Consider the following 15,184-nt stretch of genomic DNA (forward strand, 5'->3'; position numbering starts at 1 on the left):
GATATGTGCGGGATTGTCGGCGTCATTGGGCTCGAAGATGCAGCAGGGGCCTTGCTTGAAGGATTGGCGCGTCTTGAATATCGCGGCTACGACTCGGCGGGGGTTGCTGTCCTCAATGACGACGGGATCATCCATCGGCGGCGCGCGACCGGCAAGCTTGCCGCCCTGCGGGAAAAGATGGCCGCAGGGCCATTGGAGGGCGATCGTGGGATCGGCCATACCCGATGGGCAACCCATGGACGCCCCTCAGAGGAGAATGCCCACCCCCATTTCGGCCAGGGCGTAGCAGTGGTGCATAATGGCATCATCGAGAATTTCGCGACTTTACGTCGTGAGCTGATCGAGAAGGGGGAGACATTCCAGTCCGATACCGACACCGAAGTGATCGCCAAATGGATTGGTCATGATATTGCCGCGGGAAAGGACCCCAAGACGAGCTTTGCCGATGCCGTCAGTCGTCTCCAGGGCGCCTATGCCCTGGCCGTGATGGTCGAGGCCGACCCCGACCACCTCTATTTTGCCCGGCGCGGCTCCCCCCTCGCCATAGGACGCACCGAAGAGGCGATGTTTATCGGCTCTGACTCGCAGGCATTGGCGCCGTTTACCCGCTATGTCACGTATCTCGCCGATGGTGATTGGGGATGGATCGACCGGGGACGGATGACCGTGTTCGGTGCCGATGGCGCTCCGGTTCAGCGGGAGGAGAAGATCTCCTCCGCAAGTGCCGCGATCGTCGAAAAGGGCGAATATCGGCATTTCATGGCGAAGGAGATCCATCAGCAGCCGGAAGTCGTCGGTCGGGCCCTTACAGGCTATATCGACGCCGTTGAAGGGCGGACGGTACCGATCGAAGACGAAATCGATTTTGCCGCCATCGACCGTCTCCTGATCTCTGCCTGCGGCACCGCCTATTATGCCGGCTTAGTGGCAAAATATTGGTTTGAGACCTATGCGCGCCTTCCGGTCGAGACCGACATCGCCTCGGAATTGCGCTATCGCGATGTGGTCTATCCTGAGAAGGGCGCCGCGCTGTTCATTTCCCAGTCGGGGGAAACGGCCGATACCCTCGCCGCCTTACGCGAAGCGAAAGCCAAAGGCTGCCATATCGGCGGGGTCGTCAATGTCCCGGAAAGCACCATCGCGCGGGAAGCCGATTGTCTTTATCCAATTCAGGCCGGGCCCGAGATTGGCGTTGCCTCCACCAAGGCCTTTACCTGCCAATTGGCCAGCCTCGCATCGATTGTCGTCCGGGCCGGGGTGGCACGCGGGGTGATCGCCCCTGACGAAGAGGTGCGCCTGTGCCGGGTGCTGCTCGAAGCGCCGCGTCAGCTCGCCGCGATTTTGACGCAAGAGGCGTCGATTGCGGCGGTGGCCGATCACGTCGCGGGGGCGCGGGATGTCCTCTATCTTGGCCGTGGCACCTCCTATCCCATCGCCTTGGAAGGAGCGTTAAAGTTGAAGGAAATCAGCTACATTCACGCGGAAGGCTATGCCGCGGGTGAGCTGAAACACGGTCCGATCGCGCTGATTGACGAGCGGGTGCCGGTGATCGTCATTGCGCCGGAGGATCGGCATTTCGAGAAGACCCTGTCCAATATGCAGGAGGTGTTGGCCCGGGGCGGGCGGTGCATCCTGTTATCGACGGCGGCGGGGGTCGCAAGGGCCCAGGAAGGGGGAGATCTGACCGCAGCCATCACCTTGCCGGCGATCGATCCACTGATCGCCCCGATCCTTTACGCCGTCCCCATTCAGCTCATGGCCTATCACGCCGCCGTGATCAAAGGCACCGATGTTGACCAACCCCGCAATCTCGCAAAGTCCGTTACTGTAGAATAGATCAATAATTTCAATAACATATAGCGTGGTTACAGGCCGTAACATAGCGTTATTTCAAGGTCTGGCGAGTCATCCCCATAACAATATCAAGATGGTTGTCGGCGATGGGCTTCGGCCTTTTCGCGCGAATTGTTTTGGCGGTGATGGCCGTTGGAAATCAGTGCCTGTGTCAAGGCACCCCTGCGGGGACGGGAGGCAGTGATGGCCAAGAATGGCGATTTTATCGGGATGGCGAGAACCCTGAAAGGGCGTCTCGTGCTCACTGGCATCGGGCTTCATTCCGGGCAGTCGGTGACCATGACCCTGTGGCCGGCCCCCCTCGCCACGGGGCTGCTGTTTCGCCGTCGTGATTTGATGGAAGGCGTCAGCGCCGAAAGCCAGGCGGCGACCCTCGACCGTGTCACGATCAAAGCGCATCCTGCATCGGTCAGTGCGACGACCCTTGGGACTGTGATTTCCAATCGCTTTGGGGTCAGTGTCTCAACGGTGGAGCATATTCTCGCAGCCCTTTCCGGTGCTGGCATCGATCACGCGCTCATCGATGTCGATGGCCCCGAAGTGCCGATCATGGATGGCAGCGCGGCGCCCTTTTCCCAGGCGATCGCCCAGACCGGGACGCGGTCTCTCGGCGCCGCTCGGGATTATTGGCGGCTCAATCGCCCCTTGATGGTCAAAAAGGGCGGTAGCCTGATTGCGGCGATGCCTCTCGATCCCGAAGAGACACCTCGCCTCGCGCTCGATGTGACGGTCGACTATGCCGATGCCGCGATCGGACGGCAGAGCCTCTCCCTCGATCCAGCTCACGGCTTGTTCAACGATGAACTCGCCAATGCACGGACCTTTTGTCATTTCAAGGATGTCGAAGCGATGCGCGCTCAGGGGTTGGCCCTTGGCGGCTCCCTCGATAATGCCATCGTGGTCGACAATGGCTCGATCCTGAATGAGGGGGGGGTGCGACGGGATCGGGAGTTCGTTCGCCATAAGGCGCTCGACCTCATCGGCGACTTGCACCTTCTCGGCGCGCCGCTGGCGGCGCGCTTGGTGGCGATGAAGCCGGGGCATGACATCAATACGCAATTCGCCAAGCAGGTGCTCGATGAGGGCGCTGTGACCTTGGCACAGGCCCACGACACCGCCGCGGTTTCGGCACGGGCGGTGGGCGCTTGAGGTCAGGGCAAAGCCTGCCGAATTGTAGGGTTCTTGACCCTCAAGGGATTTGACCGCCGGCTCGACCCTCACCTAAACACAGCGTCGGTCGAGAAAGGTTTCCGCATGTCCGGCAAAATTGCCCTTACCGCTCTGGGGTCCGTCCTATTGGCCCTTGGCGGCTGTTCGAATTTTGGCAATGCCCCGGATGACCGCCTCGCCTATGTCGAGGAGCCGGTGGAGATCCTCTATCGCAAGGCGGCGGATGCCCTCGAGCGGCGGCGCTATGAAGAAGCTGTCCTTCTGTTCGAAGAAGTGGAGCGTCAGCACCCCTATTCCAGTTGGGCTCGTCGCGCGATGTTGATGGTGGCGTATTCGGAATATCTCCAAAATAATTATGACGCCTCGATCGCCAGTATCGACCGCTTTCTCGCTGTCCATCCGGGCAACAAGGATGCGGCCTATGCCTATTATCTGCGGGCGATCAATTATTATGAGCGGATACGGGATGTGGGGCGGGATCAAGATATCACCGCCCAGGCGCTCTCGGCGCTTGAGGATGTCATTCGTCGATATCCGGATTCCGATTACGCCCGGGACGCTTCGTTAAAGCTTGACCTGACCCGCGATCACCTGGCGGGGAAAGAGATGGATATCGGGCGCTGGTATCTCAAGCGTAACGAACACATTGCGGCGATCAATCGCTTCAACGAAGTGCTGACGACCTATGAAACCACCAGCCATGTGCCGGAGGCGCTTCATCGATTGGTGGAGGCCTATCTGGAGATGGGGGTCGCTTTTGAGGCGCAGCGTCATGCCGCGATCCTGGCCCATAATTATCCGGACTCAAATTGGTATCGGGATTCCTATCGGATGCTGGATCGCCGGGGACTGACCGATACCACGGCGCTCAATAGCTGGGTTGCCCCAACGGCGGCTGAGCCCGCCCTGACGGCCACAGCTTCGAGTGCCTCCCCCCCCGACGGGCGACTCGGCGCCAGAACTGCGGCCAGCGAAGCGTTGCTCGGGGCGATTACCGAAGCTGATCAGTAGACGGCGCAAGCCGTAACCGACGAAGCACGCGATAGAGCCCTGCCTGCCACGGTCGGGGGCGATAGACTGTATCCCTTTGTCCAAGCAACGAGCGAAACGCCCGCGCATCGGCGGCGTCTTTGAGGGCCGGGGTCATCCAGGGCAATTCCAGCCGAAAGGTCGGTCCAGCGCCGTGTTTGGCCTTGAAGGCGGTTCCGGCGGGGAGGAAAACCCCACCATTGGCGGTGAGATCGAGGCTCACCTCTCCGTCCTCGCCCCTCACCAGACAATGGGCATCGCCCCGCAATTGGAGCAATAGCCGATGGGTAGGAAGCGGGTCGGCCGCTTCTTCCGTTGCCGGCCCAAACCCAGTGATCGTAACCTCGCCGAACTCGGCCGACCGACCAAGTCCACCGAGGAGAGGGCCGAGCATAGAGGTGAGCCCCCCGGTAATGGCGCAAAAGCGCGGCACATTCTCCAATTTCCGAAAGGTGATGGCGGATTGCGCCCCGGTGGCGAGGGATTGGACGGCGATCGCGCCGGGCAGCTTTTCGTCATCGGCGCCCACCACGGCATTTGCCGGTAATTCGCAGGCCAGAATCTGCAAACTCGCGGCGGACAAATCCGGATGACCACCGAGCCGATGGCTCAGTAGACAGACCTTGTCAGGATAGGCGCCGGCGAAGCCAGCGAGAGAGGCAAGATCGATCAACGGTGCGCCCTCCGGTCTAGTCAGGGATGAGGTCGATTCGATATCTCTCCATGACGGGATTCGCGAGGAGTTTCTCGCACATCGCCTCGGCCTGGTGACGGGCCTCTTCCTCGCTCTCGACGGCGAGGGACAGCTCGATCACCTTGCCCTGCCGTATCTCTGTGACCGCATCGAAGCCAAGCGCCCCCAATGCCCGCCCGACCGCCTTGGCTTCTGGATCGAGAACACCGGCCTTATAGAAAACTTCGATTCTCGCCTTCACGTCGTCGGCTCTCCGTTGGAGGCCACAAGAACCGGCCCACTTGTGTCCGATCGTTCAGTGTCATCGCGGATGATCCCGAGGCGCCGGGCCACTTCGCGGTATCCTTCGACGACCCCGCCAAGATCCTTACGGAAACGATCCTTGTCCATGGATTCCTTTGTCTGCACATCCCACAGCCGGCAGCTATCGGGACTGATCTCGTCGGCCAGGATGACACGCATCATGTCCCCTTCATATTGGCGGCCGAACTCAAGCTTGAAGTCGATCAGCCGGATGCCGACGGCGGCGAACAAGCCGGAGAGGAAATCGTTCACCCGCAGGGCATAGGCCATCATGTCGTCGATTTCCTGGGGTGAGGCCCAGTTGAAGGCGGTGATATGATCCTCCGCGACCAGAGGATCCCCCAGCGCATCGTCCTTGTAGTAGAACTCGACGATGGAGCGGGGGAGGGCATCCCCCTCACTGATGCCGAGGCGCTTGGCAATCGAGCCGGCGGCCACGTTTCGGACAACGACTTCCAGAGGAATGATCTCGACATGCCGAATCAATTGCTCGCGCATATTGAGACGCCGAATGAAATGCGTGGGAACGCCCACGCGCTCCAATTCCTGCATGACGAATTCGGAGATACGGTTATTGAGAACGCCTTTCCCCTCAAGGACGGCGTGCTTTTGATTATTGAAGGCGGTCGCATCATCCTTGAAAAACTGGATGAGCGTTCCGGGTTCCGGGCCCTCATAGAGGATCTTCGCTTTGCCTTCGTAGATAGGTTTTCCGCGAGCCATGAGTGTCCTTCGCGTGTAAGAGACGGTCCCGCCCTATCGCCCCTCGAAATGATCGAAACGCAAATCCTGTGGCGGGAGTTGGGGGTAGCACGCTGCACCCCGCGCGCAAAGACGTTTGCGTCGAGGCGTAAGCGGCCTAGAAGCGGCGGGAGTTGCCCATTCCGAGGAGATCCAAGACATGACCGGTTTCAATGATCGCGAGAAACGCTTTGAGTCCGAATTCGCTCACAATCAGGAACTGAAATTCAAGATCGAAGCCCGCCGCGACAAGCTTGTGGGCAAATGGGCTGCGGATCTGTTGGGGCTGTCGGGGGAAGATGCCGAAGCCTACGCCAAAGCCGTTGTGCGGGCGGATTTAGAGGAACCCGGCGACGATGACGTTTTTCGGAAATTGCGTGCCGACCTCGACGGCGCCAGCAAAAAGATCAGTGACGAAGAGATTCGGACCAAGATGGCCGAGTGCCTGGAAGCGGCAATCAATGAACTGAAATAGGGGCAGTGAACTGAACTAGGGGCAAGAAATTGAAGTTGGGGGGTCTTGGGGCGCCTCAAGCCTCAAGCCTCAAGCCTCAAGGGAAGCCAGAGGGCGGTGAGGGCGCAAACAATTTTTTACCACAACCTTAAATGAAACTTTTCCGATTACGCGAGTATCAAGAGTGCGTTCATCTCTGTTGCCCTCGCGTATAAGGAAGTCTGTCATGTTCAAGGATCGCGCCCGCCGTTTCGAAGCGGAGTACTCCTACCGGGAAGCGCTCAAATTTCGGATCGAGGCGATCCGAGATCGGCAATTCGGTCATTGGGCGGCGGCGCAGCTGGGCCTCACCAACCAGGCAGCCGATGCCTATGCCCAGACGATTATCCGTCACAATCTGGAATTTCCTCGCGCCGAAGCCGGATTGCGGAAAGTCATCCGTGATTTCGCCGCCGCAGGTCAAACGATGACAGAGGACGAGATTCGCGCAAAGATGATTGCCTATCACGAACAGGCAATTCATGACCTCTCAAAATCAGCCGCGGCTTGACGGCAAACGTGCACTCATCACCGGCGGGGCCCAGGGCCTTGGTTACGCCCTCGCAGAACGCTTTCTGAAAGAAGGGGCGCGGGTCGTCATCACCGATGTCCAAGGGGACAAGGTGTCAAAAGCGAGCCAGGATTTGGGCGCGGATGCGGGGCTTACCCACGATGTGTCCGATCCCGAGGCCTGGAAATCCGTTGTGGCGCGGGCCAATGCCACAATGAACGGGATCAACGTTCTCGTGCATAATGCCGGGGTCGCGTCCTTCGGCGACATCGAGCGAGAGAGCTTCGATACCTATCGTCGGGTCATGGCGATTGACTGTGACAGCATCTTTCTGGGGACCCAGGCGGCTCTCCCTTATCTGCGTGATAACGGGCCGTCATCCATCATCGTGATGTCGTCGGTGGCGGCGATGAAGGCCGACCGAAATCTCCTCGCCTATAATACCGCGAAGGCTGCCGCGACGATGATGACCAAATCCATCGCCCTCCATTGCGCAAAGTCAGGCTATGACATCACCTGCAATTCGGTGCATCCCGTCTTCATCAGAACACCAATCATCGAACCGATGATTGCGATGAAAGGGAATAGAGAAGAGGGGGAGAAGGCTCTCACTCGACAAATCCCGATGAAGCGTCTCGGTGAGCCCGATGAGGTGGCCTCGATGCTGGTCTATCTGGCGTCCGATGAAAGCCGATTTGTCACCGGCTCGGCATTCACTATCGACGGGGGGATCACCGCCACCTAAGACCCGTCCCGGGAAGAGGGGGCTTTTGCGATGTTTATCGGCCATTACGCCGTCGCGTTCGCGGCGAAAACAACGACACGATCCGTGCCGCTTTGGCATTTGATCGTGGCGACGCAGCTTGTCGATTTTGTGTGGTCAGTGCTTATCCTCGCGGGGATCGAGAAGGCGTCGATCGAGCCGGGGTTCATGGCCGCGTCGGACCTCAACCTTTATCACATGCCGTACACCCACGGATTGCTGGCGACGGTTCTCTGGACGGTGATTTCCGGCCTTCTCTACGGCCTCTTGATTGCACGATCCCATAAGATCGCGGCGGGCCTTCTCATCGGCGCCGCCGTCGGCTCCCATTGGGTGCTCGATTTGATCGTTCACGGCCCTGACCTGCCGCTGATTTCTGGCCCCCCGAAATTCGGCCTCGGCCTGTGGGACTATCTTTGGCCGTCCCAATTGCTTGAAACGGGCCTGTTGGTCGTCGCTGTGATCGCCTATTGGCGGGCGACGGCACCGCGCGGCAGGGTCGGGCGGGTCGCGCCCTTGGCGATGTTGAGCGTTCTTTTGGCGTCCCAGCTTGCCAACCTATTGCCGATGGTCCAGCCCGACCGAATAGAGCTCTTTGCCCTCATGGCGCTCGCCATCTACACCCTGCATGCCGCGGCCGCGGCAGTCGTCGATCGGGTGAGAACGGTGCGAGATGCAGACCACCGGGCGGGAGAGGGGGCGTCTGCCTCCGCCTGAAGGGTCGGGTACAGACGATCCGATCAATGCCGACCGAACACCCGGTCGAAAATCGTGTCGACATGCTTTGTGTGATAGCTGATATCGAACAGGGGCTCGAGAGCGTCACGGGACAGCGCCGCAGTCACCTGTGGATCCGTGCAAAGACAATCCAGAAGAGTGCCGCCGTCCTTCCAGACCTTCATGGCGTTACGCTGCACCATCTCATAGGCATCTTCGCGGCTGATTCCCGCCTGGGTAAGGGCGAGAAGGACGCGCTGCGAATGAACAAGCCCGCCAAGGCGCGCCAGATTGGCCGCCATGGCGTCGTCATAGACCACGAGGTTTTCAACGACGCCGGCGAGCCGATGCAACGCAAAATCAAGGTGAATGGTGGTATCGGGGGCAATCCCTCTCTCGACTGAGGAATGGCTGATATCCCGTTCATGCCAGAGTGCGACGTTTTCGAGAGCGGGGATCACCGCCATCCGAACCAATCGGGCCAGCCCCGTCAAATTTTCGGTCAGAACGGGGTTGCGTTTATGCGGCATCGCCGAGGAGCCTTTTTGACCGGCCGAGAAGAACTCCTCCGCCTCCCGCACCTCCGTCCGCTGAAGATGGCGAATCTCGGTGGCCAAGCGCTCGACCGAAGAGGCGATCACCGCAAGGGTGGCGAAATAGGCGGCATGACGATCGCGCGGAATGATCTGGGTCGAGACGGGTTCCGGTGCCAATCCCAGTTGCTCGGCGACATAGGCTTCGACCGAGGGGTCGACATTGGCAAAGGTCCCGACGGCACCGGACAGGGCGCAGACCGCAATTTCTTCCCTCGCCGCGGCAAGACGGTCTTTGGCGCGGCGAAACTCTGCAAAATAGCCGGCGAGTTTGATGCCAAAGGTCAGCGGCTCGGCGTGGATCCCGTGGCTACGCCCCACGGTTGGGGTCATTTTGTGCTCAAAGGCCCGCGCCTCGAGCGCGGTCAAGACCCGGTCGAGCCCTTTATCGAGGAGGTCCGTCGCCCGCACCAATTGGACGGATAAGGTCGTATCGAGAATATCGGAGGAGGTGAGTCCCTGATGGACAAATCGGGCTTCAGGGCCGATCAGCTCCGCCAGATGCGTCAGAAAGGCGATGACATCGTGCTTGGTGGTTCGCTCGATTTCGTCGATTCGGCGGGCGTCGAAGATGGCCCGGTCCCCTTCCTGCCGGATGGTCTTTGCCGCGTCTTCGGGCACGATTCCAAGCTTTGCCATGGCGGTGGCGGCGTGGGCTTCGATATCGAACCAGATTCTATACTTGGTATCCTGGCTCCAAATTTCCGCCATCTCGGCGCGGGCATATCGCGGGATCATACTATCTCTTGCCTTGCAAGTCTCACCGGACGCGGGCAAGACCGACCTTTCCTAGAAATCGAGAGGCCATGGCGGAAAAGACGAAGCCCCGCAAGCGCTATAATTGCCTTAAATGTCCGGCGTATTGCTGCTCCTACCAACACATCCCCGTCACCGACGACGATATTTCCCGCCTGGCAGAGCATTATAGTCTGACCTTTGAAGCGGCGCGGCGCAAATTCTCCAAACGTGGGGATGAGGACAGCCCAAGGGTGCTTCGTCACAAAGAGGATGAGCATTTCGGGTCGATCTGTCGGCTGATCGATACGGAAACCCGGAATTGTACGGTCTATGAGGCACGGCCCGCGATCTGTCGGGATTTCCCAAGTCAGAATCGTTGCGGCTATTATGATTTCTTGACCTTCGAGCGAGAAGTCCAGGAAGATGAGGAGTGGGTCGCGACCACCGGCAATTGGTGATCCGCCTCCGGATTAGCGCGTCGCCTTCCTCATCTGCGCCATTTCCGCCAGTCGTCGATACGCGCCCCGATCACATAGATGGCGGCAAGGACCGCAAGGATTCCGGCGGCGATGACGATCGCGTCGGTCAGATCGCTCTCGGTCACCGTATCGCTGAAGCTTGTCGTCGTTGTCTCTTCGGTGGCTTCCGTGGTGGCGTCCGCCGGGGGGGAGGCTGCCGGTGGGGGGCTCCCTTCGACATCTTCCCCGGCGGCGGTGCCGGTATCGTCGGACTGACCGGCCTCTTCTGCGGCGGGAGGGGCATCCTCGCCCCCCTGGTCAGCGGGCGCTGAGGCGGAACTGGCCTCATTGTCGTCCATTGGGTCGTCCATTGGCGCCGACGGCGTAGCGTCTTCGCTTTCGGTGGATGGCGGGGCAGGCGGCGTGGCCTCGTCGACGGGTTTTGTCGTGACGCCGTCGCCGGATGCCTTTTCCCGATCTTCGAGCAGCACTGTGCCTGCACCGGCGGCGCCGGCCGTGCCCGCGGCGGCGGCCCCCGCCGTCGTGCGGGTCGTGATGGGGTTGGAGCGCCGCGGGCTATTTTCCTCTATGGCTTCCTTGCCCGCAGAGCTTGTTACAGCACCGCCATCGAGCAATTCGTCGACATCGCGCAGATAAAGCGCCGCTTCGGCGCTGCGGCGGCGGACAAGGCCCGTGAGGACCTGGCCCCCCGCCTTGTTCCACCAGGTAATGGCCTCGGCGGCGCCTTCGAAATCGCGTTTATTGTGGCGCTTGACGGCGGTCGATTTCGAAAAGGCGCTGACGCCGATATTGAAGGCCAGGGAAACCAGGGCATCGAACATCGACTGGGTGGGGGTCACTTTGAGCGCCCGGTCGACCCCCGCGACGAAGACCTGAAGATCCTCCCGCAGCAGATCTTCGGCATAGGCCTCACTGATCGAAAAGGGACCAAGGTCGTCATAGGCCGCCGCGACACTGGAATAGCGTTTTCCGTCAACCTCGATCGCGCCGGTGTGCCCATAGCCGATCGTCCAGATTCCGACCCCATCGTCATAGACATCGAGGCGCAACCCCTCGAAGGCCTTGATGAGCTCAATGCCCTCGCCGCTGATGTGCATATGACCGTCCCCCGCCATTCCTTAACGATATACCACGAAAATGCGCTTGGGGAACCAATTCACCGCCCGCTCGCCGCGCTTGAGCATTAACAAGCGCAACTGGGACCCGGTTCGCGTGAAGACAATTCGATAAAACAAGCGCCTAGAGATGTTTCACGGCGCCGATACCCCTGAAACGGCCCTCACGGCGACAGGTCTTCGACACCCCCCGTTCACCTTGTCTTAAACGTCCCTTGTCCCCATCGCCGCACCCGGCTAGAGGCGGGGCGCAAGGGGGATGGGCGCTAGGCTCGGGGCTTCCGGACTGACGCGCCATTCGTTGGGAGATCGCGATGGAACAGGCGCTGGACGCTTATCGCCCGACTGATAACGAGCCGTTCATGAATGAGCGGCAGCAGGAATATTTTCGACAGAAATTGCTCGATTGGAAGGCGGAAATCCTCAATCAGAGCAAGGGAACGATCCAGCAGATGCAGACAGACAGTCTGCAGATGGCGGATCCCGCCGATCGTGCGTCAAGCGAGACGGACCATTCGCTGGAATTGCGGGCACGCGATCGGCAGCGAAAGTTGATTTCGAAAATCGATTCCGCGCTGCGTCGCCTCGACGATGGGTCCTACGGCTATTGTGAAGTGACGGGGGAGCCGATCTCTCTCAAGCGGCTTGAGGCGCGCCCCACCGCCACGATGAGCCTTGAGGCGCAGGAGATGCATGAGCGGCGCGAGAAAGTGCATCGCGACGACTGACACGGGGGCACGGGGGGAGGGCGATGGGCCGTCCCTTGAAGCGGGCTGCCCTCTCACAGTCCTTCGACCTATCCCACACTGTCCGCCGCCATTTTGGGCTGGCGATGCGACCATGCTGTGGCCACCCGCCGGTCCCTCTGGGCGGCGTGATCGAGATCGAGAAGATCCGTTGGGGTGGCGCCGAGCTTTTGGACTTCCATCAAAAAGTAGGTCAGCGTTTTGAGGAGGTTCCGTACCTCTTCTGGCGTGGCTGCATAATGGGTGGCGCCGGGAACCAGAGTGGAGAGGTGGAGAGTCGGCGTCAAAAGGCGATCTCCACCGGCCAGAAGCATGCGCGCCAAGCGCAGCATCGTGGCGATGTCATTGCCTTCAGGCGTGAGGCGCACCGGCGTGGTGATCGTGCGCGACAGGGCGGAGAAGGGGGCCTGACCGCCGCTGAAGATCTTGGGCAAGGGGACAGAGAGCTTGGGGAGCACCCGCGCGCCGGAAACGGGAATGACCCACTGGGTGTCTCTGCCGACACGGCGAAAGCGGGGTCCCGTGGGGAAATGGGCGTAATTCGGCCCCCCATCCCCGCGAAAATCGAACCCCGCCGAGGGGGAGAAATCGAGATAGATCCCCCGATCCATCAATTGGTCGAGAACCCAAGGGGCACAGCCATAACGGCCCGCACGATGGGCGATCGGTGGTTCGCCAAAGCGGAACTCAAAGGCTTCGATCAGCCGGTCCAGCTTGGCGCGGTGCTGATGGGGCGTCAGATTATGCTGATAGCTATGGAAATCGTCCGTAGGCCCCTGACCTGGCGGCGTCGCCCAACTGTGGAAGTGAATGCCGCAATAGGCACGACCTTCATGATGGAGACCGGCGAGGTAATGCCCGATGGCGTCATCCTCAAGCAGTGGGAATGTCACAAAGTAGAGCGGCTTGACCCCCGCCGTTTCGGCCGCCGCCTGAATAGCTTCCACCGCACTCACCGGCGGAAGGGTCCAGCTGCCGTAATCGCCATCCCAACTGAAACATTCCTCGGTATCGATGGTCAGGACGCATCTCGCTTTGCCGTCGACGAAGAGGGGGGAGGGAAGACCCCATCCCCCATGGCGGACCGCTCCCCTGGCTTCTTGCCACACCGTTTCGACGCGGCGCGCAACGCTGCGCCAGTCAAACCCCTCGGCGTAAAGGCGGGTTTCGCTCCTCGCGGGGCCCGAAGCCAGAACATCCGCGATGGCGTCGGCAAAGGCGTCGGGCGTCCGCTCCTTGACGATACGACCCGCGGCGGCACTGGCGATGACTTCGGCATTCCCCCCGACATCGCTCGCCACACAAGGGGCCCCACACGCCATCGCCTCGAGGAGAACATTCGGCCACCCCTCCCGGGTAGAGGCCAGAATCAACACATCCGCGCCGCGATAGAAAAGGGGGAGACGGCTGTGGGGCTGTTGCCCGCGGAAGAAAACACGGTGGGCCACCCCAAGACGGGCGGCGAGGTCCTTGAGGGCTTTTTCTTCGGGCCCAGTCCCGACGATCACGAGCACCGCTTGGGGCAGACGGGCGAGGGCCCCGATGGCGATGTCATGCCCTTTACGCGGGATGAGGTGACCAACGGAGAGGAGGACCGGCGCGGTCGTCCGATCTATCATTAAACCATCGGGTGAAAATCGCTCCAGGTCGACGCCGTTGCGGATCGGGTGAATGCTGGCGGGGGCCGCTCCGAGCCGTGTCAAATCCGTCCGCAAGGCTTCTGAGACGGTGATCGTCGCTGCCGCTTTGGTCGAGGCGTCGAGAATGGCGCGGCGCACTTTTTTATAGCGCGGCAACAAGGTCACATCGGAACCGCGGGCCGTGATAACGACGGGGATGTCCACTTTCTCCGCGGCGGCGGCGGCGGCCACCCCATCGGGAAAATAGTAATGCGCATCGATCAGGTCCGGCAGGAAACCGTCCGCAATCTGGTCGGCGATCGCCCGGCTGAACGCCATTTCGAGGGTCTTCGCCGCGAGGGTCATCCCGACCTTTGGCAGGATCAAATAGCGAGGATGGTGAATATCGATGCCAAAACGGCTTTCCCGGTCGGGGGCATCGGCATAGCGCGCCCAATCCCCAAACCCTCTCCAACGTGAAGGAAACCAAGGAATAGGGGCAATGACCCGAATATTATGGCCAAGAGCAGCAAGGGCCTTGATCCGATTTTCCACGAATACGCCATGATTGGGGCGCCCTGGATAAGGATAAAGGGTCGTGAGAACGAGAACGCGCATGGGCGGCGACTTAACACAACAGACTTAATAGCTAATGGCGAAGACGCGGATCAGAAAAAGTCAGTTCTTCCGATAGCCTTCGGGCATTTTTCTTGCGTATGTTCGACTATGATTGGGGACATCTTCAAGATGTGGCCCTTAATCGCGGCGCATTTCCCGTCTGTCGTTGCGGCGTTGGCGGTGCCGAGGGGGCCTTGGCGGCACGGGATGCCACAAAGAAGCGACTTTGTAACTTTGATCGGCTAAGGGGCCCAAGTCGCAAAGACAGTGGTTGGTGGGTGTGTGAGTAAAACGGGGACAAATCTGGGAGGCGCGCCGGATCTGGGCGGGCAAAGCTGTGCTACGGCCTGTCTACACACCGGAAGCGCCGATTCCATAGAACAGATGGGCACTGGCCTGAGCGGGGAATGGGCCAAGCGTGCCCTTGATCTCGCATGTAGTGCCGTTCTCATGGTCTTTACGCTGCCGCTTTGGGTGGCGGTCGCTGTGGCGATCAAATCAGGGGATGGCGGCCCTATCTTCTATCGTCAGACACGGCTTGGGCGCTACAGGCAGCCTTTCACGGTGCTCAAATTCCGCACCATGGTCGTCGATGCGGAGCGCGAGGGGGCGCAATTCGCCCAAACCGACGATCCTCGGATCACCGCGGTGGGGCGTTTCTTGCGGAAAACCCGGCTCGATGAATTGCCGCAGCTCATCCTGGTGCTGAGGGGAGAGATGAGCTTGGTCGGTCCGCGGCCTGAACGTCCCGAATTCGTTCCCAGTCTGGAGGCCGTTTTGACGACCTATGGGGAGCGGTTCGCCGTGAAGCCGGGCATTACGGGACTTGCGCAGATCAGCTGTCGGTATGCCGCCGAAATCGAAGAGCACCGAGAAAAGTTGAAATGGGACCTCGATTACATTGCGCATCGCAGCCTCGCTCTTGATATCATTATCCTCTTGAAAACATTTCGCATCGCGTTTTTCTCGGACCTTGCGCGCTGACGAATAAAGCGAAAGCG

The 15,184-nt window shown here is 60.3% G+C and carries 16 protein-coding genes; 10 read left to right on the forward strand and 6 right to left on the reverse strand.

Annotation, left to right across the window (positions count from 1 at the left end):
- The first annotated feature begins 3 nt into the window (after window positions 1–3).
- The 3 genes from glmS to PB2503_RS09865 all read left to right on the forward strand — a co-directional run bounded on the left by glmS (window position 4) and on the right by PB2503_RS09865 (window position 4,035).
- Entirely contained in the window at window positions 4–1,836 is a 1,833-nt protein-coding gene (glmS, locus tag PB2503_RS09855) for a glutamine--fructose-6-phosphate transaminase (isomerizing) (RefSeq protein WP_013301110.1), read from the forward strand.
- A gap of 201 nt (window positions 1,837–2,037) precedes the next feature.
- On the forward strand, window positions 2,038–3,003 hold the full coding sequence (gene lpxC, locus PB2503_RS09860; RefSeq protein ID WP_013301111.1) for a UDP-3-O-acyl-N-acetylglucosamine deacetylase: 966 nt from the start codon (window positions 2,038–2,040) through the stop codon (window positions 3,001–3,003).
- Between the two features lie 105 nt (window positions 3,004–3,108).
- Window positions 3,109–4,035 carry an outer membrane protein assembly factor BamD gene (locus PB2503_RS09865; protein WP_013301112.1) on the forward strand — a complete coding sequence of 309 codons (927 nt, stop codon included), beginning with the start codon at window positions 3,109–3,111 and terminating at the stop codon, window positions 4,033–4,035.
- Here the strand turns inward: PB2503_RS09865 and PB2503_RS09870 are convergent.
- From PB2503_RS09870 to purC, 3 genes are read right to left on the reverse strand one after another with little or no spacing between them, the layout of a single operon-like run.
- A complete protein-coding gene (locus tag PB2503_RS09870) occupies window positions 4,016–4,726 on the reverse strand; it encodes a hypothetical protein (RefSeq protein WP_013301113.1) in 711 nt (236 codons plus the stop codon). The genes PB2503_RS09865 and PB2503_RS09870 overlap by 20 nt on opposite strands.
- 16 nt (window positions 4,727–4,742) lie before the next feature.
- Complete coding sequence (gene purS, locus PB2503_RS09875) at window positions 4,743–4,988, reverse strand: phosphoribosylformylglycinamidine synthase subunit PurS (protein ID WP_013301114.1); 246 nt, start codon at window positions 4,986–4,988, stop codon at window positions 4,743–4,745.
- The gene (gene purC, locus PB2503_RS09880) at window positions 4,985–5,773 is read right to left on the reverse strand and encodes a phosphoribosylaminoimidazolesuccinocarboxamide synthase (protein ID WP_013301115.1); all 789 of its coding nucleotides are present in this window, start codon (window positions 5,771–5,773) and stop codon (window positions 4,985–4,987) included. Before purC ends, purS begins: the two co-directional genes overlap by 4 nt.
- A 178-nt stretch (window positions 5,774–5,951) precedes the next feature.
- Between purC and PB2503_RS09885 the strand changes: the two genes are divergently transcribed.
- The 4 genes from PB2503_RS09885 (at window position 5,952) to PB2503_RS09900 (ending at window position 8,275) form a co-directional block, all read left to right on the forward strand.
- Complete coding sequence (locus tag PB2503_RS09885; RefSeq protein ID WP_013301116.1) at window positions 5,952–6,266, forward strand: DUF1476 domain-containing protein; 315 nt, start codon at window positions 5,952–5,954, stop codon at window positions 6,264–6,266.
- A gap of 205 nt (window positions 6,267–6,471) precedes the next feature.
- Window positions 6,472–6,795 carry a DUF1476 domain-containing protein gene (locus PB2503_RS09890; protein WP_013301117.1) on the forward strand — a complete coding sequence of 108 codons (324 nt, stop codon included), beginning with the start codon at window positions 6,472–6,474 and terminating at the stop codon, window positions 6,793–6,795.
- On the forward strand, window positions 6,767–7,540 hold the full coding sequence (locus PB2503_RS09895) for an SDR family oxidoreductase (RefSeq protein ID WP_013301118.1): 774 nt from the start codon (window positions 6,767–6,769) through the stop codon (window positions 7,538–7,540). The genes PB2503_RS09890 and PB2503_RS09895 overlap by 29 nt, the downstream gene beginning before the upstream one ends.
- A 30-nt stretch (window positions 7,541–7,570) precedes the next feature.
- Window positions 7,571–8,275 carry a hypothetical protein gene (locus tag PB2503_RS09900; RefSeq protein ID WP_013301119.1) on the forward strand — a complete coding sequence of 235 codons (705 nt, stop codon included), beginning with the start codon at window positions 7,571–7,573 and terminating at the stop codon, window positions 8,273–8,275.
- Between the two features lie 23 nt (window positions 8,276–8,298).
- On the opposite strand, the gene purB is transcribed toward PB2503_RS09900, so the two are convergent.
- Window positions 8,299–9,606, reverse strand: a complete 1,308-nt coding sequence (purB, locus tag PB2503_RS09905) for an adenylosuccinate lyase (protein WP_013301120.1) — start codon at window positions 9,604–9,606, stop codon at window positions 8,299–8,301.
- Window positions 9,607–9,674: 68 nt separating this feature from the next.
- Here purB and PB2503_RS09910 point away from each other — a divergent pair, with 68 nt between their 5' ends.
- On the forward strand, window positions 9,675–10,064 hold the full coding sequence (locus tag PB2503_RS09910; RefSeq protein WP_013301121.1) for a YkgJ family cysteine cluster protein: 390 nt from the start codon (window positions 9,675–9,677) through the stop codon (window positions 10,062–10,064).
- Between the two features lie 29 nt (window positions 10,065–10,093).
- On the opposite strand, the gene PB2503_RS14365 is transcribed toward PB2503_RS09910, so the two are convergent.
- The gene (locus PB2503_RS14365; RefSeq protein WP_013301122.1) at window positions 10,094–11,182 is read right to left on the reverse strand and encodes a lysozyme; all 1,089 of its coding nucleotides are present in this window, start codon (window positions 11,180–11,182) and stop codon (window positions 10,094–10,096) included.
- A 332-nt stretch (window positions 11,183–11,514) separates the two neighbouring features.
- Here PB2503_RS14365 and dksA point away from each other — a divergent pair, with 332 nt between their 5' ends.
- Entirely contained in the window at window positions 11,515–11,928 is a 414-nt protein-coding gene (dksA, locus tag PB2503_RS09920) for an RNA polymerase-binding protein DksA (protein ID WP_013301123.1), read from the forward strand.
- Window positions 11,929–11,996: 68 nt separating this feature from the next.
- Here dksA and PB2503_RS14370 read toward each other — a convergent pair whose 3' ends face one another.
- Entirely contained in the window at window positions 11,997–14,183 is a 2,187-nt protein-coding gene (locus tag PB2503_RS14370) for a glycosyltransferase (protein WP_013301124.1), read from the reverse strand.
- Window positions 14,184–14,567: 384 nt separating this feature from the next.
- Here PB2503_RS14370 and PB2503_RS09930 point away from each other — a divergent pair, with 384 nt between their 5' ends.
- Window positions 14,568–15,167 (forward strand): sugar transferase, encoded by a 600-nt coding sequence (locus tag PB2503_RS09930; protein WP_013301125.1) that lies wholly within the window; start codon window positions 14,568–14,570, stop codon window positions 15,165–15,167.
- The last annotated feature ends 17 nt before the right edge of the window (window positions 15,168–15,184 follow it).

Source organism: Parvularcula bermudensis HTCC2503, from assembly GCF_000152825.2.
Taxonomy (GTDB): domain Bacteria; phylum Pseudomonadota; class Alphaproteobacteria; order Caulobacterales; family Parvularculaceae; genus Parvularcula; species Parvularcula bermudensis.